21 protein-coding genes and 1 pseudogene are annotated in these 21,574 nt (G+C 63.9%); 9 read left to right on the forward strand and 13 right to left on the reverse strand.

Annotation, left to right across the window (positions count from 1 at the left end):
• Positions 1-47: 47 nt before the first annotated feature.
• From CFE42_RS12245 to CFE42_RS12255, 3 genes are all read right to left on the reverse strand, one after another.
• Positions 48-575 (reverse strand): DUF3318 domain-containing protein, encoded by a 528-nt coding sequence (locus CFE42_RS12245; protein ID WP_004629478.1) that lies wholly within the window; start codon positions 573-575, stop codon positions 48-50.
• Entirely contained in the window at positions 572-949 is a 378-nt protein-coding gene (locus tag CFE42_RS12250) for a phage holin family protein (RefSeq protein ID WP_004629477.1), read from the reverse strand. Before CFE42_RS12250 ends, CFE42_RS12245 begins: the two co-directional genes overlap by 4 nt.
• Positions 950-1,089: 140 nt before the next feature.
• A complete protein-coding gene (locus tag CFE42_RS12255; protein ID WP_004629476.1) occupies positions 1,090-1,416 on the reverse strand; it encodes a DUF883 family protein in 327 nt (108 codons plus the stop codon).
• Between the two features lie 282 nt (positions 1,417-1,698).
• Here CFE42_RS12255 and CFE42_RS12260 point away from each other — a divergent pair, with 282 nt between their 5' ends.
• Positions 1,699-2,337 carry a peroxiredoxin gene (locus CFE42_RS12260; RefSeq protein ID WP_004629475.1) on the forward strand — a complete coding sequence of 213 codons (639 nt, stop codon included), beginning with the start codon at positions 1,699-1,701 and terminating at the stop codon, positions 2,335-2,337.
• 148 nt (positions 2,338-2,485) lie between these two features.
• On the opposite strand, the pseudogene CFE42_RS12265 reads toward CFE42_RS12260, so the two are convergent.
• A pseudogene (locus CFE42_RS12265) lies at positions 2,486-3,805 on the reverse strand (NCS2 family permease); the annotation flags it as partial.
• 473 nt (positions 3,806-4,278) lie between these two features.
• Positions 4,279-5,472 (reverse strand): acyl-CoA dehydrogenase, encoded by a 1,194-nt coding sequence (locus tag CFE42_RS12270; protein WP_004629473.1) that lies wholly within the window; start codon positions 5,470-5,472, stop codon positions 4,279-4,281.
• A 103-nt stretch (positions 5,473-5,575) separates the two neighbouring features.
• Here CFE42_RS12270 and CFE42_RS12275 point away from each other — a divergent pair, with 103 nt between their 5' ends.
• Positions 5,576-6,400, forward strand: a complete 825-nt coding sequence (locus CFE42_RS12275) for an IclR family transcriptional regulator (protein WP_004629471.1) — start codon at positions 5,576-5,578, stop codon at positions 6,398-6,400.
• Between the two features lie 10 nt (positions 6,401-6,410).
• Here CFE42_RS12275 and kynA read toward each other — a convergent pair whose 3' ends face one another.
• Genes kynA through kynB form a run of 3 tightly spaced genes read right to left on the reverse strand, consistent with a single transcriptional unit; the run spans position 6,411 to position 9,218 of the window.
• Positions 6,411-7,286: a tryptophan 2,3-dioxygenase gene (gene kynA / locus CFE42_RS12280; RefSeq protein WP_012761495.1), complete on the reverse strand. Its 876-nt coding sequence runs from the start codon at positions 7,284-7,286 to the stop codon at positions 6,411-6,413.
• Between the two features lies 1 nt (position 7,287).
• On the reverse strand, positions 7,288-8,541 hold the full coding sequence (kynU, locus tag CFE42_RS12285) for a kynureninase (RefSeq protein ID WP_004629467.1): 1,254 nt from the start codon (positions 8,539-8,541) through the stop codon (positions 7,288-7,290).
• A gap of 47 nt (positions 8,542-8,588) precedes the next feature.
• Positions 8,589-9,218: an arylformamidase gene (gene kynB, locus CFE42_RS12290; RefSeq protein ID WP_004629465.1), complete on the reverse strand. Its 630-nt coding sequence runs from the start codon at positions 9,216-9,218 to the stop codon at positions 8,589-8,591.
• Between the two features lie 148 nt (positions 9,219-9,366).
• Between kynB and CFE42_RS12295 the strand changes: the two genes are divergently transcribed.
• Together CFE42_RS12295 and CFE42_RS12300 are read left to right on the forward strand one after the other, a co-directional pair.
• Positions 9,367-9,894: an Lrp/AsnC family transcriptional regulator gene (locus tag CFE42_RS12295; protein ID WP_004629463.1), complete on the forward strand. Its 528-nt coding sequence runs from the start codon at positions 9,367-9,369 to the stop codon at positions 9,892-9,894.
• 88 nt (positions 9,895-9,982) lie between these two features.
• The gene (locus CFE42_RS12300) at positions 9,983-10,189 is read left to right on the forward strand and encodes a DUF3079 domain-containing protein (RefSeq protein ID WP_004629461.1); all 207 of its coding nucleotides are present in this window, start codon (positions 9,983-9,985) and stop codon (positions 10,187-10,189) included.
• 12 nt (positions 10,190-10,201) lie between these two features.
• Here CFE42_RS12300 and CFE42_RS12305 read toward each other — a convergent pair whose 3' ends face one another.
• Positions 10,202-10,780 (reverse strand): flavin reductase family protein, encoded by a 579-nt coding sequence (locus tag CFE42_RS12305; protein WP_004629458.1) that lies wholly within the window; start codon positions 10,778-10,780, stop codon positions 10,202-10,204.
• Positions 10,781-10,961: 181 nt separating this feature from the next.
• Here CFE42_RS12305 and msrA point away from each other — a divergent pair, with 181 nt between their 5' ends.
• Positions 10,962-11,522 carry a peptide-methionine (S)-S-oxide reductase MsrA gene (gene msrA, locus CFE42_RS12310; protein ID WP_004629456.1) on the forward strand — a complete coding sequence of 187 codons (561 nt, stop codon included), beginning with the start codon at positions 10,962-10,964 and terminating at the stop codon, positions 11,520-11,522.
• Positions 11,523-11,537: 15 nt separating this feature from the next.
• On the opposite strand, the gene CFE42_RS12315 is transcribed toward msrA, so the two are convergent.
• From CFE42_RS12315 to pdxH, 3 genes are all read right to left on the reverse strand, one after another.
• Positions 11,538-12,623 carry a DUF72 domain-containing protein gene (locus CFE42_RS12315; RefSeq protein ID WP_004629455.1) on the reverse strand — a complete coding sequence of 362 codons (1,086 nt, stop codon included), beginning with the start codon at positions 12,621-12,623 and terminating at the stop codon, positions 11,538-11,540.
• A 4-nt stretch (positions 12,624-12,627) separates the two neighbouring features.
• Positions 12,628-13,848, reverse strand: coding sequence for a cyclopropane-fatty-acyl-phospholipid synthase family protein (locus tag CFE42_RS12320; protein WP_004629453.1), 1,221 nt, complete (start codon positions 13,846-13,848; stop codon positions 12,628-12,630).
• 195 nt (positions 13,849-14,043) lie between these two features.
• Positions 14,044-14,682 carry a pyridoxamine 5'-phosphate oxidase gene (gene pdxH / locus CFE42_RS12325; RefSeq protein WP_004629452.1) on the reverse strand — a complete coding sequence of 213 codons (639 nt, stop codon included), beginning with the start codon at positions 14,680-14,682 and terminating at the stop codon, positions 14,044-14,046.
• A 204-nt stretch (positions 14,683-14,886) separates the two neighbouring features.
• Between pdxH and CFE42_RS12330 the strand changes: the two genes are divergently transcribed.
• From CFE42_RS12330 to CFE42_RS12340, 3 genes are read left to right on the forward strand one after another with little or no spacing between them, the layout of a single operon-like run.
• On the forward strand, positions 14,887-15,372 hold the full coding sequence (locus tag CFE42_RS12330) for a sugar dehydrogenase complex small subunit (protein WP_004629450.1): 486 nt from the start codon (positions 14,887-14,889) through the stop codon (positions 15,370-15,372).
• Positions 15,372-16,982: a GMC family oxidoreductase gene (locus tag CFE42_RS12335; protein WP_004629448.1), complete on the forward strand. Its 1,611-nt coding sequence runs from the start codon at positions 15,372-15,374 to the stop codon at positions 16,980-16,982. Before CFE42_RS12330 ends, CFE42_RS12335 begins: the two co-directional genes overlap by 1 nt.
• Positions 16,983-17,025: 43 nt before the next feature.
• Positions 17,026-18,267: a cytochrome c gene (locus CFE42_RS12340; RefSeq protein WP_238563746.1), complete on the forward strand. Its 1,242-nt coding sequence runs from the start codon at positions 17,026-17,028 to the stop codon at positions 18,265-18,267.
• Positions 18,268-18,288: 21 nt separating this feature from the next.
• Here CFE42_RS12340 and CFE42_RS12345 read toward each other — a convergent pair whose 3' ends face one another.
• On the reverse strand, positions 18,289-20,586 hold the full coding sequence (locus CFE42_RS12345; protein ID WP_004629444.1) for an AsmA family protein: 2,298 nt from the start codon (positions 20,584-20,586) through the stop codon (positions 18,289-18,291).
• Between the two features lie 81 nt (positions 20,587-20,667).
• Here CFE42_RS12345 and tcdA point away from each other — a divergent pair, with 81 nt between their 5' ends.
• Positions 20,668-21,570 (forward strand): tRNA cyclic N6-threonylcarbamoyladenosine(37) synthase TcdA, encoded by a 903-nt coding sequence (tcdA, locus tag CFE42_RS12350; RefSeq protein WP_004629442.1) that lies wholly within the window; start codon positions 20,668-20,670, stop codon positions 21,568-21,570.
• Positions 21,571-21,574 lie beyond the last annotated feature (4 nt).

The following is a 21,574-nucleotide window of genomic DNA, read 5'->3' on the forward strand; positions in this document are numbered from 1 at the left end:
AAATGAGAAAGGCCGGATTGCCCGGCCTTTTCTTGCGGGCGCAGCATTCAGGAGGTGCTGCCTGGGATGATCTCCTCCGCATCGGCGTTGGGCGCCGAGGTTGGCGCGCCGACGTGCTCGGCTTGTGCCTCCTGCCATTTCTTGTAGCCCCACCAGGCCGCTCCGGCCACGATCCCCACCTTGCCGAGCTTGCGCGTGATCCGGCCGATGACGGTGCGGCGCAATCCTGCATACGCGAGCGACAGTACAGTGCCCACCAGCGGATACTCACGCGCAATGCCCAGCGTCCGCATCAGGCTGTTCGGCCGGGCCAGCGGGCGGAACAGGCTTGGCAGCAACGCTCCGAGGCCGCCCAGGCTGAAGATACGGCTACTGGCGCGATGGACATCGTTGCGGGCTTGAGCGTAGTCGTAGCGCTCCAGCGCGGCGCGCGTGAGCAGCAATTCCTTGCGCACGCTCAAGGGCAGGCGTGTTTCGGCGCCGCGGCGTGACGGCCGCACATGGTGCCGCGCGCTCGATGCGGGTTCGTTCACGGATGTGCCCGGTGACGGCGCGTGTTCGGTCGGATCAGTCATCGGCGCAGGATCTCCCGGTCTTTGTCTAGTTCGGCCAGCGTGGCCTCGAACAGCGGCGGTGCGTCGCGCAGCAGCGAACGCACCTTCCACAGGCACGCTGCAGCGCCCAGCGCATACAGCGCCGCCATCACGGCCAGGGACTGCCAGCGATACGTATCCCAGCACAGGATGACCACCAGCGCCGTCAGCGTCATGATGGACAGGGCGATCAGGCTCACGGCCAACATGCCCAGGAAGGCGGTGCCGAGCAGCCGTTCTTTTTCTTCAGCCAGTTCGACGCTCGCCAGCTCGAGCCGCGTCTGCAGCATCGAGACGACCGTGCCGGTCAGTTTCTTCAAGGAAGCGAACAGCTTGGGGCTGGTGTCGTCGGTCATGAGGAGTGGAAAGGGTGCGAGGCGGATGGCGCCAGTGCCAACACAGCACGCGCCATGCCCGGAATGGAACCGCAAAAATGCAACTGGCCGATGGCGCGATCCATAGGGCGCGCGCCATCGGCCAGGAAGGGTGCCGCGGGTTACTTGCGGTTGAGCAGCAGGCCGATCAGCAGGCCCACGCCGGCCGCCACGCCCACGGCTTGCCACGGGTGGTCGTGGACGTAGTCGTCGGTGGCGCGTGCGGCAGCCTTGCTCTTGTGGACGACCGCGTCTTGCAGGTCCTGCGCCTTTTCCTTGGCTTGGCGGAGCATGCCCATGCCGCGCTCGCGCAACTCGGCGGCCTTTTCGCCGCTGGTGGACGCAGCTTGTTTGAGCAGGGTTTCAGCGTCGGACAGTACAGTCTTCACGTCGGTCATCAGTTTCTCCTTATTGACGGAATCGGCCAGGTTGGGGGAAGTGTTCGTCATGGTCGGGTCCTCGGTGACGGGGGGTAGTTCAATCGTCAATATGTCGACGCGCTTATTCGCTAGCATATGTGTGGGCGCCGCGAAACTTCAAGCGCTCGCGTTGCGCGCACTGCGATGGATCAAGGCTTCGGTCATTGTCCGGCAATGTGCGTACGCCTTCCACCCTGTTGTCAGCAAATGCCGCGCCTAATGACGAAAAGTGATGTTGTTGTGAATTTATAGTCGTTTTGGTTGGATGGCAATCTGGCTATAGTGGTTCCCAATCTGTGCATGGAGGACACGATGTCTCTACGTTTGGGCGATATCGCCCCTGATTTCGAGCAGGATTCCAGTGAAGGCCGCATCAAGTTTCATGAGTGGCTGGGCAATAGCTGGGGCGTGCTTTTTTCGCACCCGGCCGATTACACGCCGGTCTGCACCACCGAACTGGGCCTGACCGCCAAGCTGAAGGACGAATTTGCCAAGCGCAATGTCAAGGCGATTGCGCTGTCGGTCGACTCGGTTGAGTCGCACAAGGGCTGGATCAACGATATCAACGAGACGCAGAACACCAGCGTCAACTTCCCGATCATTGCCGACCCCGATCGCAAGGTCTCGCAGCTGTACGACATGATTCATCCGAATGCGAGCGAGACGTTCACCGTGCGTTCGTTGTTCGTGATCGATCCGAACAAGAAGATTCGCCTGACGATTACGTATCCGGCATCGACGGGGCGTAATTTCAATGAAGTCCTGCGCGTGATCGACTCGCTGCAGTTGACCGAGTACCACAGCGTGGCCACGCCGGGTAACTGGCAGGACGGCGATGACGTGGTCATCGTGCCCTCGCTGAAGGATGAGGAAGTCATCAAGCAGAAATTTCCGAAGGGCTACAAGGCGTTGCGTCCGTATCTGCGCCTGACGCCGCAGCCCAATAAGTAACCGTCTCCTTGGTAGTGTGATTGCCGCCCGGCCTTGTGCCGGGCGTTTTTTGCGTTGGAGCCGGCTCAGAATCCTAGGCAAAACAAAAACCGGCCAGCCCTTTCGGGTCTGGCCGGTTTGTCTTTTGTGAAGACGGTTCCGTGTGCGATCAGATCGCCCAGCCGCCTACGTAGAACGCTACCAGCGCAGCCGCAATCGCCACGGTGCCGATGTTCAGCTTGCGCCATTCGCCGGCCACCAGGCGGCCAATCACCAGCGTGCTGAAACCGAGCATGATGCCGGTGACGATGTTGCAGGTCAGCACGATGAACACGGCGCAGACCAGGCCCGACAGTGCGTCAACCATGTCGTCCATGTGCAGCTTGCTCACGCTGGAGAGCATCAGCAGGCCGACATACATCAGCGCTGGGGCCGTTGCGTACGACGGCACCAGGCCGGCCAGCGGCGAAAAGAACATCACCGCCAGGAACATCACGCCGACCACCACAGCCGTCAGGCCAGTCTTGCCGCCCGCTGCTACGCCGACCGTCGACTCGATGTAAGCCGCCGCCGGAGCCCCGCCGAAGAACGCCGAGAAGATCGAGCTGATCGAATCGGCCGTGAGGGCGCGGCCACCGTTGATGATATGGCCCTTGTCGTTGAGCAGTCCGGCCTGGCCGGCAACCGCGCGGATCGTGCCGGTGGCATCGAACACGGCGGTCATCACCAGTGCCAGCACGCTGGGCAGCACGGCGGCCGTAAGTGCGCCGCGAATATCCATTGTGCCGATCAGCGAGGCATGCCCTGCAGCGGCGAGCGAGGGCACGGCGAACACGCCGGTGAACTTCACGGCCGGGTCAAAGATCAGTCCCAGGACCGAGATGGCAATGATCACGATCAGGATGCCGCCCGGCACGCGACGACGCTCCATGCCGAAGATGGCGGCCAGCCCCAGCACCGACATCATCACCGGGAAGGCAGTGACGTGGCCCAGTGCAACGGGCAGGCCCGCACCGGCGTTCTTGACGACCAGCCCCACGTCGTTGGACGCGATGAGCAGCAGGAACAGCCCGATGCCGATGCCCGTGCCGTGCGCCACGCCCGAAGGCAGATTGCGCAGGATCCAGGACCGCACGCCCGTGGCCGAGATGGCGGTGAAGACCACACCCATCAGGAACACGGCGCCGAGTGCGATCTCTGGCGTGAGCTTTTGCCCGAGCACCAGGCCAAAGGCCATGAACGCGGTCAGCGAAATCGCGCAGCCGATGGCGATCGGCAGCTTGGCCCACAAGCCCATGAGCAGCGAGCCGAAGGCGGTGGTCAGACACACCGCGACGAACACAGCGCTGGTATCAAAGCCGGCCTTGCCCAGCATGCCCGGCACGACAAACACGGCGTAGACCATTGCCATGAAGGTGGTGATGCCAGCCACGACCTCGCGCTTTTGCGTGCTGCCGCGTGCAGAAATCTGGAAATAGCGATCAATGGCACGCGCGTCGGCGATGCCAGCGGCGCCAAGTTCCGTCGACGACGGAATGGACTGTTCAGCCATGGTGGGTTTGTCTCCTGGCAGGACTCCGCGCCGGCCGATCTGGGTCGTCCGCGTAAGGTGCCCTGTTCTGGTTTTGATATCGGTACGGGTGCCTGCGTACGCGCGCCGGCATTCTCCAGACCGTTGTCTCGCGATTGGTTTTGTCGCGTGGCGCTGCAATCTGCGTGTGGATCGCGCGCTCGTTCTATCGGTGTGAGGGGCGTGCGGCCCAACAATCCGCCGACACTTGGACCGAAGCATAGACGCGCGCTACCGCCGATTCATGCGGCGTGGCGTATCCCGGTCATTTGCAAATTGGTATATCGCGAGGGAAGGAGAACAGCGGTGCCCAGGACGGGCGAGAGATGCGGCAAGGCGTGTGGCGAGTTGTGCACGAGTGTGCTGCAACTCGCCGAAAAAGCAAAGCGCAATCAGAAGAAAGCCTGAATGCCGGTCTGTGCGCGGCCGAGGATCAGCGCGTGGATATCGTGCGTGCCTTCGTACGTGTTCACCACTTCCAGGTTCACCACGTGGCGGATCACGCCAAACTCATCCGAGATGCCGTTGCCGCCCAGCATGTCGCGTGCCACACGGGCGATGTCGAGCGACTTGCCGCATGAGTTGCGCTTCATGATCGAGGTGATTTCGACCGCGGCCGTGCCTTCGTCCTTCATGCGGCCCAGGCGCAGGCAACCTTGCAGGCCAAGCGTGATTTCGGTCTGCATGTCGGCCAGTTTTTTCTGCACGAGTTGGTTGGCGGCGAGTGGGCGGCCGAACTGCTTGCGATCCAGTACGTACTGGCGTGCGATGTGCCAGCAGGCTTCTGCTGCGCCCAGTGCGCCCCACGCGATGCCGTAGCGTGCCGAGTTCAGGCACGTGAACGGACCCTTCAGGCCGCGCACGCCCGGCATCAAGTTCTCTTCCGGCACGAACACTTCGTCCAGCACGATTTCACCGGTGATCGACGTACGCAGGCCAACCTTGCCGTGGATGGCAGGCGCCGTCAGACCCTTCCATCCTTTCTCCAGGATGAAGCCGCGGATTTCGTCCTCGCCGTTGTCGTTCGGCAGCTTGGCCCACACGACAAACACATCGGCGATGGGCGAGTTGGTGATCCACATCTTGGCGCCCGACAGCGAGTAGCCGCCGTCGACCTTCCTGGCGCGCGTGATCATCGAGGCCGGGTCGGAACCGTGGTTCGGCTCGGTCAGGCCAAAGCAGCCGATCCACTCGCCGGTCGCGAGCTTCGGCAGGTACTTCTGCTTTTGCGCCTCGCTGCCGAATTCGTAGATCGGCACCATCACGAGCGACGACTGCACGCTCATCATAGAGCGATAGCCCGAATCCACCCGTTCGACTTCACGCGCGATCAGGCCGTAGCTGACGTAGTTCAGGCCCGGGCCGCCGTACTGCTCGGGAATTGTCGGACCCAGCAGGCCCAGCTCGCCCATCTCACGAAAGATCGATGCGTCGGTCTTCTCATGCCGGAACGACTCCAGTACGCGCGGCATCAGCTTGTCCTGGCAGTACGACGCGGCGGCGTCGCGCACCATGCGCTCGTCGTCGGTCAGTTGTTGGTCGAGCAGCAGGGGGTCGGCCCAATTGAAGGCGTTGCGAGCGGTCACGGCAGTCGTCTCCGAGTCGTTGTTGTTCCGATATGCGGAACACAGTTTCGAAATTTAGGGCTATCATAGCGCAACCGCCGACGATTTCCAGGGCTTTTTTGCCATGAGCACGACCCGTCTCCCCGATCCCGAATTTGACACCGCGCCCGCCGAGTCGAGCGACCCGAATTTCGTCACGGCGCTCGCGCGCGGGCTGGAACTGCTGCGCGCATTCCGCCCTGGCGACACGTTGCTCGGCAACCAGGAATTCGTCCGGCGCACGGGCTTTCCCAAGGCCACGGTCAGCCGGCTGGCGGGCACGCTGGTATCGCTTGGCTACCTGCGTTACGACGATGCGCTGGGCAAATATGGGCTGGATGCTGGCGTGCTCGCGCTAGGGTTTGCTTACCTTGCATCAAGCGACGTGATCCAGCTCGCTCGGCCGCATATGAGCGCATTTGCGCAGCGCTATGGGGTATCGATCTCGCTGGGCAAGCGCGATCGGCTGGACATGGTGTATCTGGAGACGATCCGCCACGACAGCCCGTCGATGAGCGGGTCGTCCGGGCTGGGCGTGGGCTCGCGGCTGTCGCTGCTGTCGAGTTCGATGGGTCGGGCGTATCTGGCTTCGTTGCCGGCAGCGCGGCGTGAGCGCCTGTACGAAGCATTGCGCACGCAGCAGCCCGCGCAATGGGCGGCAGAAGGTGCCGCCGCAGACGATGCAGTGAAAGCCGGCGTACGCAATGGTTACGCCGTATCGCTGCGCGACTGGCATCCCGCCATCCACGCATGCGCAGTCGCGTTCTTCGCGCCAAGCCAGCGCGAGCCGTATGTCGTGAGTTGTAGTGCGCCATACACGGCCGCCGATGCAGAGCGCATCCGCGACGAACTGGCCCCCGCGCTGCGAGAGTTCGCGGCAAGGCTCGGCCAAGTCGCCGAGCCCGCCTGAGTCGGGTAGATCAAAGATCAGTCCGCAACTTCCAAAGCTCCGGAAACAACACCACATCCAGCATCTTCCGCAGGTAACCGACGCCCTCGGTGCCGCCCGTGCCACGCTTGAAGCCAATCACGCGCTCGACCGTGGTCACATGCCGGAAGCGCCATTGCCGGAACGCATCTTCCAGATCGACGAACTTCTCAGCCAGCTCGTACAGCTCCCAGTGGTGCGTCGGGTCTCGATAGACCTCCAGCCACGCCGCTTCCACCGAGGCGTTGTAAGTCACGGGACGCGACCAGTCACGCTCGATGCAATCTGCGTCGAATGCAAAGCCGTGACGCGCCATGTAACGCACCGCCTCGTCGTACAGCGACGGCGTTTCCAACGCAGCCTTGACCTGTTCGTAATGCTCGGTGCGATGCGCGTGCGGCTTGAGCATCGCCGCGTTCTTGTTGCCGAGGATGAACTCGATCTCGCGGTACTGATACGACTGAAAGCCTGACGATTGCCCGAGGTGCGGACGCATGGCCGAGTACTCCGGCGGCGTCATCGTGGCGAGCACGTTCCACGCCTGCACCAGCTGATCCATGATGCGCGACACGCGCGCCAGCATCTTGAACGCAGGCGGCAGGTTGTCATTGCGCACGCAATCCCGCGCGGCGCGCAACTCGTGCAGCATCAGCTTCATCCACAGCTCGGTGGTCTGATGCTGAACGATGAAGAGCATCTCGTTGTGATCCGGCGAGCGCGGGTGCTGCGCGTTCAGGATCTGGTCGAGCGCGAGGTAGTCGCCATAGCTCATCGACTTTGAGAAATCGAGCTGTGCGTCGTGCCAGCCCTCGCCCTGGGCGGCATGCATGGGGCAGCCCGATGCTGCGGGTTGATTGGGGTTCGACATCTCAGGTCACCAGCGTACGTTCGTTGAATTGGGCCGATTGCCATGCGCCGGTTTCCAGTACATCGCGCAGAATTTCCACGGCATCCCACACATCGGCATAGCTCGTGTAGAGCGGCGTGAAACCGAAGCGCATGATGCGCGGCTCGCGGTAGTCGCCGATCACGCCGCGCGCGATCAGTGCCTGCACCACGGCATAGCCGTTGGGGTGTTCGTAGCTGACATGGCTGCCGCGAATGGCGTGGTTACGCGGCGTGACGAGGGTGAGCGGAAAGCCTGCGCAGCGCGTTTCCACCAGCGTGATGAAGAGGTCGGTGAGCGCCAGCGACTTGGCGCGCAGGGCGGCCATCGACGTCTGCGCGAAGATGTCGAGCCCGCATTCCACCATCGCCATCGACGTGATCGGTTGTGTGCCGCACAGGAAGCGCCCGATGCCGGCATCGGCGTCGTAGCGCGACTCCATCGCGAACGGCCGCGCGTGGCCCCACCAGCCCGATAGCGGCTGCCAGAAGCGCTCGCGCAACGCCGGTGCCACCCACACGAAGGCTGGCGAGCCGGGGCCGCCGTTGAGGTATTTGTAGGTACAGCCGATGGCGTAATCCGCGCCGCCTGCGTGCAGGTCAACGGGCACAGCGCCCGCCGAATGCGCCAGATCCCAGATGGCCAGCGCGCCGTGCTTGTGCGCCAGCGCCGAGACGGCCGCCATGTCGTACATGTGGCCGCTCTTGTAGTTCACATGCGTCAGCATGGTGACGGCGACGTCGTCGCCCAGCGCGCCTTCCAGTTCTTCCGGCGAGTCGATCAGGCGCAGTTTGTAGCCGTCGCGCAGCAGGTCGGCCAGTCCTTCAGCGATGTACAGGTCGGTCGGAAAATTGTGCGTTTCCGACACGATGATCTTGCGGGCGGGCGCGTCTTCGCGCTGCACGCGAATCGCGGCGGCCAGCACCTTGAACAGGTTGATCGATGTGGTGTCGGTGACGACGACTTCATCTTCACGCGCACCAATCAGCGGCGCCAGCTTGTTGCCCAGGCGGCGCGGCAGTTCAAACCAGCCTGCCTGGTTCCAACTGCGGATGAGGCCGTCGCCCCATTCGTTGGCGACGACTTCCTGCGCGCGGGCACGCGCAGTTTTCGGGCGGGCGCCCAGCGAGTTGCCGTCGAGATAAATCACGCCGTCGGGCAGCGCAAAGGCGTCGCGCAGCGTGGCGATCGGATCGGCCGCGTCGCGTTCGAGGCAGGAGTTGCGGGTGATGGTCATGTGATTACGGGAGCGAAAAAGCGGTTTGTGTTCTGTCGTTGTATCGATCAGGGCAGGCTGCGCAGCACGGCGCGAACCGGGCTGGCATCGAGGGTGGCGAACTTGAGTGGCAGGGCGATCAGTTCGTAGTCACCGGCGGGCACGTCGTCGAGCAGCAGCCCTTCGAGGATCGCGAGGCCGTGTTTGCCGACGGCGTGGTGCGCGTCCATGGTCTTGGAGGTCTGCGGATCGAGCGAGGCGGTGTCGACGCCGATGAGCTTGACACCGTGCGTGGCCAGCAGCGCGATGGTCTCGGGCGCAACGGCGGCAAAGTCTTTGTCCCACGCGGTCTGCGGCATATGCGCGTACGTGCGCAGCAGCACGCGCGGCGGTGCGTTGGTCAATGCGTCGCGCACGTGTTCCGGCTCGACGCGCGCTACACCTACGCAGTGGATAACGCGGCACAGGCCCAGGTAGGCGTCCAGCGGCACCTGGCCGATGGCAGCGCCGTCCGCGCGGTAGTGGAGCGGCGCATCGGCATGGGCACCCGTGTGCGGCGAGAGCGTAATGCGTCCGACATTGACCGGGCAGTCACCTTCGAGCTTCCACGCAATTTCCTGCGAAAACGGCGTGTCGCCGGGCCACGTGGGCGTGGTGGGCGAAAGGGCGGGGGTGATGTCCCACAAAGTGCGTTCCAAGGCGGCTCCAGGGCAAGAAAATCGGTGAATCCGTGTCGAAATGATAGGGAAATCCGCGCGCAATGGGTTTGCATAATCGTGCGTGTGAGTTCGATGGATTCGCATAAAATGCAACGTACACAGGAAATCACGCAAAGAACAACGACAGATGCAACTCGATACCACCGATCTGCGCATTCTCCAGGTCTTGCAGGAAGACGGCCGCATCAGCAACCAGGACCTGGCCGAACGCGTCGCGCTGTCGCCGTCGGCCTGCCTGCGGCGTGTGCGGATGCTGGAAGAGGGCGGCGCCATCACGGGTTACCGGGCGCAATTGGGCCGGGCGGCACTCGGGCTGGAACTGGAAGCCATCGTGCAGGTGTCGATGCGCCAGGACGTGACGGGCTGGCACGAGACCTTCATGGCTGCCGTGCAGAGTTGGCCCGAGATCGTGGCCGCCTACATCATCACCGGGGATTGCAACTACATCCTGCGCGTGCAGGCGCCCAACCTGCAGCACTACTCCGAGTTCATCATCGAGCGGCTGTACAAGACGCCCGGCGTGATGGACATCCGCTCGAATATCGTCCTGCGCACCATCAAGGACCGCGACGGCGGTCTGGCGCTGTTGATGGAAGCGCGGGGCGTGCGCCCGCTCGAGGGCAAGGCGACGGGCAAGGGCGGGAGAGCAAAGTAGCAAGTGGCGCCGGACTTTCTGACGAGAATCAATCCCCTACTGAAAGCATGCGCGGATAGTGGCCCTGTGTTGTCGACCGGAGCGGGCCATGGCCAAGAAGTTTCCGCTGCATCCTGTGCACCCCGAGCGCATCTGCTGGGGCTGCGACAAGTATTGCTCCACCGACGCCCTGGGCTGCGGCAACGGCTCGGGCCGCACGCAGCACCCCGCCGAGCTGCTCGGCGACGACTGGTATGAATTCGGGGATTGGGGCATCGACGCGGACGCGCCGCAGAAACCAGGCACGCCCGCGTGAATGGCTGGCAGGTCAGTCGCCGATGCGCGTGAGCGACGAGAACGCGCCTCGATGGAACACCAGTGGTGCGCCATTCGCGTCGATCACGCCGCAGCGCTCGACTTCACCGACGAAGATGACGTGGTCACCCTCGTCATATCGGCTGCGGTTATGGCACTCGAACCAGGCCAGGGATTGTCCGAGGATCGGCAGGCCGGTGGGGCTCAGGCGGTAGTCGATGTTGGCAAAGCGGTCGCCCTTGAGCGTGGCGAAGCGCTTGCACAGGGCCAGTTGATCGGCTGCGAGAACATTGATGACGTAGTGCGAGCCGGCGTGGAACAGCGGAAATGAATTCGCCTGCACGCCCAGGCTCCACAGCACCAGCGGCGGGTCCAGCGACACCGAATTGAACGAGCTGGCCGTCACCCCGACGAACGCCGGCGTACCTGGCCGGCCTTCCGAGCGCGTGGTGACCACCGTCACGCCAGTGGCAAACTGGGACAGGGCATGCCGGAAATGCGCGGCATCGAAATCGGGCGGGGTGGCGCGGCCATGTGGGCGTCGATGCGCCGACGCCTCGCGCGCGGAAGATTCCCTGTCGCGCGCATCCATGGGAATGGCTCCGTTTTGGTCCATGAAAACTACCGAAAGTAATGCTCAATTGTAACGGACGCCCGATAGGCCGCGCCCGGGTAGGGCTTTGCGTGATTCTGCGGCCACATGGTGGTGCCTGTGTCAGGATTGAAGCCTTCGGCCGACCAATGGCAGCCCAATCAATTGCAGGAGAATCCGAATGACTGAACAACGCGCCCTTGAAACCGCCGTCCTGGGTGGAGGCTGCTTCTGGTGCCTTGAAGCGGTGTTCCAGCAGGTGCAAGGCGTGCACAGCGTGGTGTCCGGCTATGCCGGCGGCCATGTCGATCGCCCGAGTTACCGTGCCGTTTGCAATGGCAACACTGGTCATGCCGAAGTGGTGGCCGTGAAGTTCGACCCGGCTGTGATCCCATATCGCGAGATTCTCGACATCTTCTTCGCCATTCACGACCCGACCACAGTTGATCGCCAGGGCAACGACGTTGGCCCGCAATACCGCTCGGCCATCTTTGCGCAGACGCCCGAGCAGTTGGCGACAGCACGTACAGCCGTTGCCGAGCTGGGTGCCGGCGACATCTTTGACGCACCCATCGTGACGGAACTGGTGGATGCCGCTGACGGCAAGGTGACCTTCTGGCGCGCCGAGGACGAGCATCAGAACTACTTCCGCGACCACCCGGCCCAGGGCTACTGCGCGTTCGTCATCTCGCCCAAGGTGGCGAAATTCCGCAAGCAGTTCGCACACCGTTTGCAGGGCTAGAAGAGGGCGCTGAGGTTACGCCGCGTCCCCCGGCAGGCGCGCGGCAATGGCCTCGGCCAGCTTGATGCACGACAACGGGGATGATCCTTCTGCCTTGTTGCTGACCAGGATCGTCACCTTGCGCCCAGCCGCCAGCGCGGCGACCGCCATGTCGGCCAGCGTCTCGCGCGAGAACGGGTCTTCATCGACGAGCTTGTTGAACGGTTTGTACGCTGCTTCGGCTTGCGCGTAGCGATAGCGGCTGTTCAGGTTCCAGCGCACTACGAGCGGGCCGCCCGCGCCCTCATCCAGCAATGCGACGGCGGCGGCTTGCCGGTCCACAGCCGGCATCCGTTCATGCAGGCCAACGCAATAACGCACCCCCGCCGCGCGCAGCATCTTGATGAAGCGCGGCGTGAGCAGCGTAGCGTCGCGCAATTCCACCGTGTAGACGGCATCGGGATTGCGTTGTGGATCGAGTGGCGGCAGCGCGGTCAGGAACGCCGCAAGCCGTTCCACAAAGCCGGTGGCATCTTCAGCCAGCGCGCCCAGCGGCGAAAGCTGAAACACGAGCGGCCCGCATCGCGTCCCGAGCCCGCGGGTGGCCGGCTCGACAAAGTCGCGGATCGCAAATTCAGCATTCAGGAAGGCAGGATTGGCCATGCGCCCGCGCCCGTCCGATTCACGAATCCATGCATCGCATACGGCAGAGGTTGCCTTGACTGCAAAGCGGAAGTCTTCCGGCACGCTGGCCGCGTAGGCGACGTAGTCCGCCAGCGGGATTGGCGAATAGAACCCGCGATCGATACTGACCGTGCGCAGCAACGGGTGCTGGGCATAAGCCGCCAGGCCTTTGCGTGCGAGCATCGAATCGGAGTACTCGCCCGCATACACCAGCCCGTCCCACCCCGGATACGACCACGACGACGTGCCGATGCGCAGATCGCGCGGCAAGCGCTGCGCGAGCGCAGCCACATCGGGCGCAACCACGGCCGGCTGCACACCCTGTCGGGCGGGCGAGCGTTTGGGTTTCGGAGTGGATGTGCCGGGTTCGGCGGTCGCGTTGTCGCTGCGTGCGAGTGGCGCGCCGAACAGATCGTCGATGGGGGAGCTGTCGGTCAAATGGTTACGCGTAGATATAGCGGCGCGACCACGGGATCGTCGTCGCCGACTTGCCGGCCTTCTGCAGCACGGTCTGGAAGATCGAGATTTCGTCGGCGTCGAAGGCGTGTGCGCAGCCGGCCAGGTAGACGCGCCAGATGCGGTATTTCTTCTCGCCCACCATTGCGCGGATGGTTTCGCCGTTGGCCTCGAAGCGCTCGGCCCAGTGCTCGAGCGTGCGCGCATAGTGGCGGCGCAGGCTTTCAACGTCAAGCGCTTCCAGGCCGCCATCCTGCGCGGCGCTCAGCGCCAGCGAGATGTGCGGCAGTTCGCCCTGCGGAAAGACATAGCGATCGATGAAATCGCCGCCGCCCATGGAGCTTTCGCCGCCGGCCGTATCGGAAGACGTGATGCCGTGGTTCATGGCGACGCCGCCATCAGCCAGGAGATCGTGCATGCGGCGGAAATATCCGGGCAGATTCTTGCGACCGACGTGCTCGAACATGCCGACGCTCGTGATGCGATCAAACTGGCCGGTCAGGTCGCGGTAGTCCTGGATGCGGATTTCGATCTGGTCTTGCAAGCCGGCCGCCCGCACGCGTTCGGTGGCGAGGTCGTACTGGTTTTGCGACAGCGTCACGCCCAGGCAACGCGCGCCGTACTTCTGGGCGGCACGCAGCACCAGCGCACCCCAGCCGCAGCCGATATCGAGCAACGTCTGCCCGGGCTGCAAGCGGATCTTGGTGAGGATGTGGTCGATTTTCTTGAGTTGCGCCTCGTCGAGCGTTTCATCGCCGTTCTCAAAGTAGGCGCAGGAGTAGACCATGTTCTGATCCAGCCACAGTTTGTAGAAGTCGTTGGAAACGTCGTAGTGGTACTGGATCGATTCCTTGTCGCCTTCCTTCGTGTGGGCGAAGTGGCGCACCACGCGGGCCAGCGCATTGCCGCTGCTGACCGCGGCCGCAGCAGCCAGGCTGTAGCTCACGTTGATGATGTCGGCCAGCTTGCCGTCCAGGTCGATCTTTTCCTGGACGTACGCTTCGCCCAGGTTGTTCAGCGTTGGGGAGAGCAGCAGTGGCAGAGCGCTCGCTTCGCGCACGGTGAGCGTGACGCGGGGCTGCTCGAAGCGGCCCAGCTCGTATTGATCACCGTTCCATAACCGCAGGCGCACGGGAAGATTGGCAGACTCGCGGATGTCCTGGATCCACTGCTCAAGTTTGCGGTCAATCGCCTGTTGGAAAAACATGTCGACGCCTCCCTGATGTGCAAGTGTTCGGGACGGCCATCGGATTGCGGCCCGAACGGATCACATTAGCTTACGACAAACTTTCCCATTGTGCTGTGCGGATCTTACGGGGACGTGCCGGGCCGATCCTTCGGCAGCAAGCGCCGTGCCGGCATGACGCGATGCGCAATAACGTATTGCGCATCTGTCGTCAGGCTACGGGGCGAGGCGGACGATTGTCCAGCTGCCGTCGGCATGCTTGCGGTACTCCAGCCGATCGTGCAGCCGCGACGGGCGGCCTTGCCAGAATTCCAGCCGCTCGGGCAGCAGCCGGTAGCCGCCCCAGTGGGGCGGGCGCGGCGGGGCATCGCCAAAGCGCTGGCGGTATTCGGCTTCGCGCGCTTCCAGCGTGGCGCGGTCGGGCACTTCGCTGCTCTGCTCCGACGCCCAGGCGCCCAGGCGCGAGCCCAGCGGCCGCGAGTGGTAATAGGCATCGCTCTCTGCTTCGCTCACTTTTTCGACGATGCCTTGTACGCGCACCTGCCGCTCCAGCCCGATCCAGTGGAACAGCAGCGCAGCGCGGGGGTTGGCGGCCAGTTCCTCGCCCTTGTGGCTGGCGTAGTTCGTGAAGAACGTGAAGCCGCGTTCGTCCAGGTTCTTGAGCAGGACGATGCGGGCCGAGGGCTGGCCGTGCGGGTCCACCGTGGCGAGCGTCATGGCGTTGACTTCAGCCACCTCGGCTTTCAGGGCCTCGTCGAACCAGCGGCGGAACTGGCGCAGGGGGCTGGCGTCGACGTCGGCGATGTCGAGCGAAGCGCGGGCGTAATCGGTGCGGATATCGGCAATGGAGGTCATGAGCGTGGCGAATGCGGCATGCGGACGGGCCGAGTATAGACAAACACGGCCTGCCGTTCTTTGCTCGCGCGCAAGGGCTGGCACGCTTTGCGCGTGGGGCGGGGTGCTGGCGATCTGTCCCGCGCCGCCTATATTGGCTAGTCAAGGGCGTCAGGCTGGCAGCGCCTGCCATGTTCCCCACAAAAATTTCAACAGGATGTCGAAATGGCCCCCCGTTCCCATTCTCCCGACACCGCCGCCGGCCTGACGCGCCGCCAGTGGCTGCAGGGCACGCTGGCATTGGCTGCCGCCGGGCTGGCGGGCTCGCAGGTGCTGCGCGCGGTTGCCCAGGCCCCGACAGAATCGCTCGATGCATTCATGGCGTTGTCACAGGCGCTGACGGCACGGCCCGCGCTGGATCGCGGCGTCGGCACGCGGTTGCTGGCAGCGCTGGGGAAATCCGGCGCCGACTTTGCTGCGCAATTGCGGCCGCTGGCGCAGGCGTTGGCAGCGGGCTCCCTGTCTGATGCACAGCAGAAGACCGCGCTGCAGATCCTGGAAGCGTGGTACCTGGGTGTGGTTGACGGCAATGTCGTCACGTACGAGCAGGCGCTGATGTACAGCGTGGTCTCCGACACGCTGGTCATCCGCACGTATTGCCCTAATCAGCCTGGCTTCTGGGCCGAGCCCCCCGTCGAGAGGCAAGCCTGATGGCCGATACCCAACAAGCCGATATCGTGGTGGTGGGCTCCGGCGTGGCCGGGGCGCTGGTGGCGTACGAGCTGGCACGCGCGGGGAAGTCGGTGCTGATGCTCGAAGCGGGGCCGCGCCTGCCGCGCTGGGAAATTGTCGAGCGCTTCCGCAACCAGGCCGACAAGATGGATTTCATGGCGCCGTATCCGTCAACGCCATGGGCACCGCATCCGGAATATGGCCCGCCCAACAACTACCTCGTGCTCAAGGGTGAGCATCAGTTCAACTCGCAGTACATCCGGGCGGTGGGCGGCACGACCTGGCACTGGGCCGCATCGACGTGGCGCTTTTTGCCGAATGATTTCAAGCTGCGCAGCGTGTACGGCATCGCGCGTGACTGGCCGATCCAGTATCAGGATCTTGAACGCTATTACGGCCGGGCCGAAGAGGCGCTGGGCGTGTGGGGCCCGAACGACGAAGACCTCGGCTCGCCGCGCAGCCAGCCGTATCCCATGGCGCCGCTTCCGCTGTCATTCAGTGAACGCACGATCAAGGATGCACTCAACGCGCACGACGCGAGCTTGCACGTGGTCACCGAGCCGGTGGCGCGCAACAGTCGCCCGTACGACGGTCGCCCGACCTGCTGCGGCAACAACAACTGCATGCCGATCTGCCCGATCGGAGCGATGTACAACGGCATCGTGCATGTGGAGAAAGCCGAGCAGGCCGGCGCACGGCTGATCGAGAACGCCGTGGTCTTCAAGCTCGAAGTCGGTCCCAACAAGCGCATCGTGGCGGCGCGGTACAAGGATTCGAAAGGCGCCGAGCACCGCGTGGAAGGCAAGTGGTTCGTGCTGGCTGCCAACGGCATCGAAACGCCCAAGCTGATGCTGATGTCGACCAGCCAGGATTTTCCGAAGGGCGTTGGCAACAGCTCCGACATGGTGGGGCGCAACCTGATGGATCACCCTGGCACCGGCGTGAGTTTCTATGCCGACCGCAAATTGTGGCCGGGGCGCGGGCCGCAGGAAATGACCTCGCTGATCGGCTTTCGCGATGGGCCGTTCCGCGCCACGCAGGCCGGCAAGAAGCTTCACCTGTCGAACATGTCGCGTATCGAGCAGGAGACGCAGCGCATCTTCAAAGAGGGCAAGCTCATCAAGCCCGCCGAACTGGATGCGCGCATCCGAGATCAGGCCGCGCGCTATGTGCAGTTCGACAGTTTTCACGAGATCCTGCCGCTGCCCGAGAACCGGATTGTGCCGAGCGCAAGTGAGGTCGACGCCATCGGCATTCCGCGTCCGGAGATCACGTACCACATCGACGACTACGTCAAACGCAGCGCCGTGCATACACGCGAGGTCTACGCGACTGCTGCACAGGTGATGGGCGGTACCAATGTCGAGTTCCACGACGACTTCGCGCCCAACAACCACATCACCGGCGCAACCATCATGGGTGCCGATCCGAAAAACTCCGTGGTCGACAAGGATTGCCGGACGTTTGACCACCCGAACCTGTTCATCAGCAGCAGCTCCACCATGCCGACGGTTGGCACCGTGAACGTGACGCTGACCATTGCGGCGCTGGCGCTGCGGATTGCCGATCAACTGAAGAAGGAGGCGTGAGATGAAAACGATCGCTTCCTTCTCGCTGCTGTTGCTGACCGGCATGGTGGCGAATGCCTGGGCGAAGGACACACCGGCCGACACCGCGCAGATCAAACGCGGCGAATACCTCGCCATTGCGGCGGACTGCGCGGCCTGCCATACGGCGCCCGGCGGCAAGCCCTTTGCCGGCGGCTTGCCGATGCAGATTCCGATGCTGGGCACCATTTACAGCAGCAACATCACGCCCGATGAGAAAACCGGCATCGGCAAATGGACCTACGAAGAATTCGAGCGCGCCGTGCGAAAAGGCGTGGATGACGACGGCAACAACCTGTATCCGGCCATGCCGTATCCGTCGTACGCGAAGATCAACGATGCGGACATGCGCGATCTCTATGCGTACTTCCGCAACGGCGTGACGGCGGTGGAAAACCGGCGGCCGCGTAGCACGATCCGATGGCCGCTGAACATGCGCTGGCCGCTCAAGCTTTGGAACCTTCTCTTCCTCAAGAGCGAGCCGTACACCCCCAAGAGTGACAAGTCGCCGACGTGGAATCGCGGTGCGTACCTCACGCAAGGCCTGGCGCACTGCGGCACGTGCCATACACCGCGCGGTTTCGCCATGCAGGAGAAGGCGCTGGACGAGCGCGGCAGCGGCTATCTGGCGGGCTCGACGCTCGCGGGCTGGACGGCGTTCAACATCACCTCGGACCCCACGAGTGGCATCGGCGCATGGAAGCGCGAACAGCTTGTGCAATATCTGCGCACCGGCAGCGTGCCCGGCGTGGCACAGGCCGCAGGGCCGATGGGCGAAGCGGTGCAGCATAGTTTTTCGAAGATGACGATGCAGGACGTCCAGGCCATCGCCGAATATCTACGGACGGTGCCTGCGGTGAGCAACAACCTCGAACGCGCGCGGCAGGATTGGGGCAAGCCGGCCACCGATGTGACGACGCTGCGCGGCAAGCCCATCGAGACCACGATCGACGCCGCGCGCCTGTATCTCGGCAATTGCGCGACGTGTCACCAGGCCGATGGACGCGGCACGCCCGATGGTTACTACCCGCCGCTGCTGCACAACTCCACGGTCGGCACGCGCGATACGACCAACCTTGTGCAGGTCATTCTGTTCGGCATTGAGCGCAAGGCGGGCGACCGGCACATCGGCATGCCGGCATTTGGACGCGAGCTATCGAACGAACAACTGGCTGCGCTGACCAACTACGTCACGCGCCAGTTTGGCGACCCCGCCACGCCGGCTGTGACCGCGGAAGCCATCGCCAAACGGCGCTCAGCCAAGTAGCGCCACCATGCCGGCGGCGTGTCAGCCGCCGGTGGTCAGCGGATCGCGCGACGCGGGTGTGGCGGGGCGGGGTGCAGGACGCTGGGGCGCCGCCGTCTTGCCCGCGTCAGGTTGTGTCGATTTCAACTCGCCTTCCGGCGTGCGCCCCGGTTTCTTGCTGTGATACGTCTGGCCGGGTGGCGGCGCCGTGGGGCGCTGGCGAACATCGGCGAGCAGCTTGCCGCAGGCACTCTCCGGCGCGGGCTTGAGTTCGAGCACCGGCAGTACCGCCGCCACCGGCGCCGTCAATGCCAGTGCTACCGCACCGCCTGCACGCAGTGCCACGACGGCCGGGTTGACCGACACATCCGGATGCTTGTACGTGCCCTTCACATACAGCGGCGTGCGCAGTGAAAACACGCGCAGACCCTTCGAATCCGGGTGAATGGTGAAGTCCAGCGCTTCCTGCTTGAAGCTCGTCGCGCCGGTCACGTCGATGACGGCATCCTGCGTATCCACCACAAACGTGCGCGCCTGCGCCAGGCCATTGCTGACGGCAAAATCGCCGGCCGCGCAGTTGATGGTGACCTGCTTGTCGCCAAAGAGCTTGGTCAGGATCACGTTGCCGACGTTCAGCCCCATGGCTTCCAGGATGAACTTGCTGATGGTGCCTTGCTCCACGAGCATCTTCACCTCGCCGTTGGACGAACCGAGCAGCGCCGCCACCGAGTTCCCCGCCGCCGAGAGCCGAGCATCCCCATTGATCTCGCCCACGCTGGCGCGCACGGATTCGATCTTCGGGAACAGTTGCTTGATCTTGAAGTGCCGTGCCGCCAGCGCCGCGCGGGCCTGCATGGGCGTGGCGCGTCCGTCGAGCTGGATGTTGGAGCTAAGCGTGCCACCTGCAACGCCGAAGTTGAGTGGGTCGAGCGTGAGCACCGCGTCCTGCAGCTTGACATGCGTAACGAGATGATTGATTGGCAGATCTGCGGTGTGGATGATGCGCTCGCCGGTGAATTTCACGTCGGCATCGATGGCGTTCCAGCGATCAGTGCGGAACGGCTCGACCGGCAGGACTTTGTCGGTGGGCTGGCGCACGGTTTTGCTGTCATCGGGGTCGGCGCTCGGGTCGGCCCGCTTGGCCTTGCTGGCGTTGGAGTCGGCGCCGATGATGGGCGCGAGGTCGGCAAACAGCAATTGATGCGAAACCAACTCGCCCGTCAATTGCGGACGGGGCTCGCGCATCGCATAGGTGAGCGTGCCGCCCAAATCGGAACCGCCAACGCGGCCTGTGAATTTCTCATAGCGCCACGTCGAACCTTGCCTGCGCAGTTCGCCGATCAGGCGGCCGCGCGTGTCAAACGGCGGCGTATCGGGCAGCACCACACCGGTCAGCGGATACAACTGCGCCATGCTCGCGCCCGACAGATGCAGACGCAGATCGAGCGCCGTCAGGCTGGCCGGGTTGGTGAGCGTACCTGCCAGGTCAATGCGCGTCTTGCCGACTGTCACATCGGCCTGTAGCGGGTAAGGACGTTGCGCGTCCTGCAGACGCAGCACGCCGCCGGCCTTACCGGTGCCGTTGATGGTGGCGTTGTTGTAGGTGCCCTTGAGCGTCCATGCGATGCCGTAAGGCTGCTGCGGGTCTGGCGCCGCTGGCGTCTGTGCCGCACTCTCGGATGCTGATGCCCCGGATGCGGTTGGCGCCGTGGTGGGCTGGTCCGCGCTCTTGATGGCCGCGCCGCTGGCAGCGGAGTACAGCGCCTGGTTGTCGACGGTGTCGATGGTCGCGGCCAGATGAATGCGCTTGATGTCGTCGTCCAGCGCCAGCGAGCCTTTGCTGAATGCGATCTCGCGCAGGTCCAGTTTCCAATCCGACGGCTTCTTGTCGTCGCCCTCGCTGCCCGCCAGATTGAACGTCCAGTTGTTGCGGTGCTGCTTGTCGCGTTCCAGCGCAATGGCGGGCGTGTCGAGCGTCACGCTCGGGATGACGATGCGATGCGCCAGCAGCGGCAGCGCCTCCAGCACAAACGTGAGTTGATGGATGGTCGCTACGTTGGGCTGCTTGGCCCACTCCGGATTGCCGACGGTGATGTCGTTGGCAATCAATCTCGGCCAAGGCACATATGCACGCCAGCCGGATTCGCCTTGAGGCTTCTTCCACGTGAGGATCAGATCGCCGTTGATGGCGAAGGGACGCCCGATGGCTTGCGAGATACGGTCATTCAGATAGGGCTTGGCGCGATTCCAGTCGAACGTCAGCACAAAGAAGACCGCCGCTGCCACGATGACGACGGGTGTGATGACCACTCCGAGGGCGAGTTTGCCGGATGTACGCATCGTCCTTTTGTTGGTATTGGCACAAAAATGCGACCGCGCGCGTTGATATATAGTTCGGCGCAACCACGATTCAATTGTGTCATGAGCCACGTAGCAATCAGCGCGCCCGCGCACCCGCCCATCCTCGATGATGAATATGCACGCCGGTTTGGCGGTGTTGCCCGGCTGTATGGTCCGCAGGCGCTTGAGCGGTTTGCGGCGGCGCATGTGTGCGTCATCGGCATCGGTGGGGTGGGGTCGTGGGTGGCTGAAGCGGTGGCGCGTTGCGGTGTCGGCAAGTTCACGCTGATCGACCTCGATCACATCGCCGTGTCCAACACCAACCGCCAGATCCACGCGCTGGGCGACGCGTATGGCATGGCCAAGGTCGACGCCATGGCAGAGCGCATTCTCCAGATCAATCCGCGCGCCGAAATCAGCCGCATCGACGATTTCGTGACTGTCGAAAACGTCGAGGCATTGCTCGGCCACCCGTTCGACTACGTGATCGACGCCATTGACGCTGTGAAGGTGAAGACGGCGATCATCGCGTTCTGCAAACGCACCGGCAAACGCGTCGTGACGTGCGGCGCCGCGGGTGGGCAATTGGACCCGACGCGCATTCGCGTGACGGACCTGTCGCGCACCATTCAAGACCCGCTGCTGGCGAAGGTGCGCGGCAACCTGCGCCGCCAGCATGGCTTCTCGAAGAACCCGAAGTCGCGCTTCGGTATTGACGCGGTGTTCTCCGACGAGCCGCTGCGCTACCCCGAACCCGAGCAGCAGGCGTGCGCCGTCGAGTTACCAGTCGAGTCGAGCCACGCCGGCATCGACGACCTTGCGGCGGCGGGTGACATTGCCGTGGTCAACGCGCCGCCCGCGCCGCAGCCTGCGCAGGGGCCGCAAGGCCTGGCGTGCGCGGGGTTCGGTTCGTCCGTATGCGTGACGGCGGTGTTCGGAATGGTGGCCGCGTCAACGGCGCTGCGCGCGATCGCCGGTATGTGACGGC

The sequence above is a fragment of the Ralstonia sp. PBBBR1 genome (genome assembly GCF_002256165.1).
Taxonomy (GTDB): domain Bacteria; phylum Pseudomonadota; class Gammaproteobacteria; order Burkholderiales; family Burkholderiaceae; genus Ralstonia; species Ralstonia thomasii.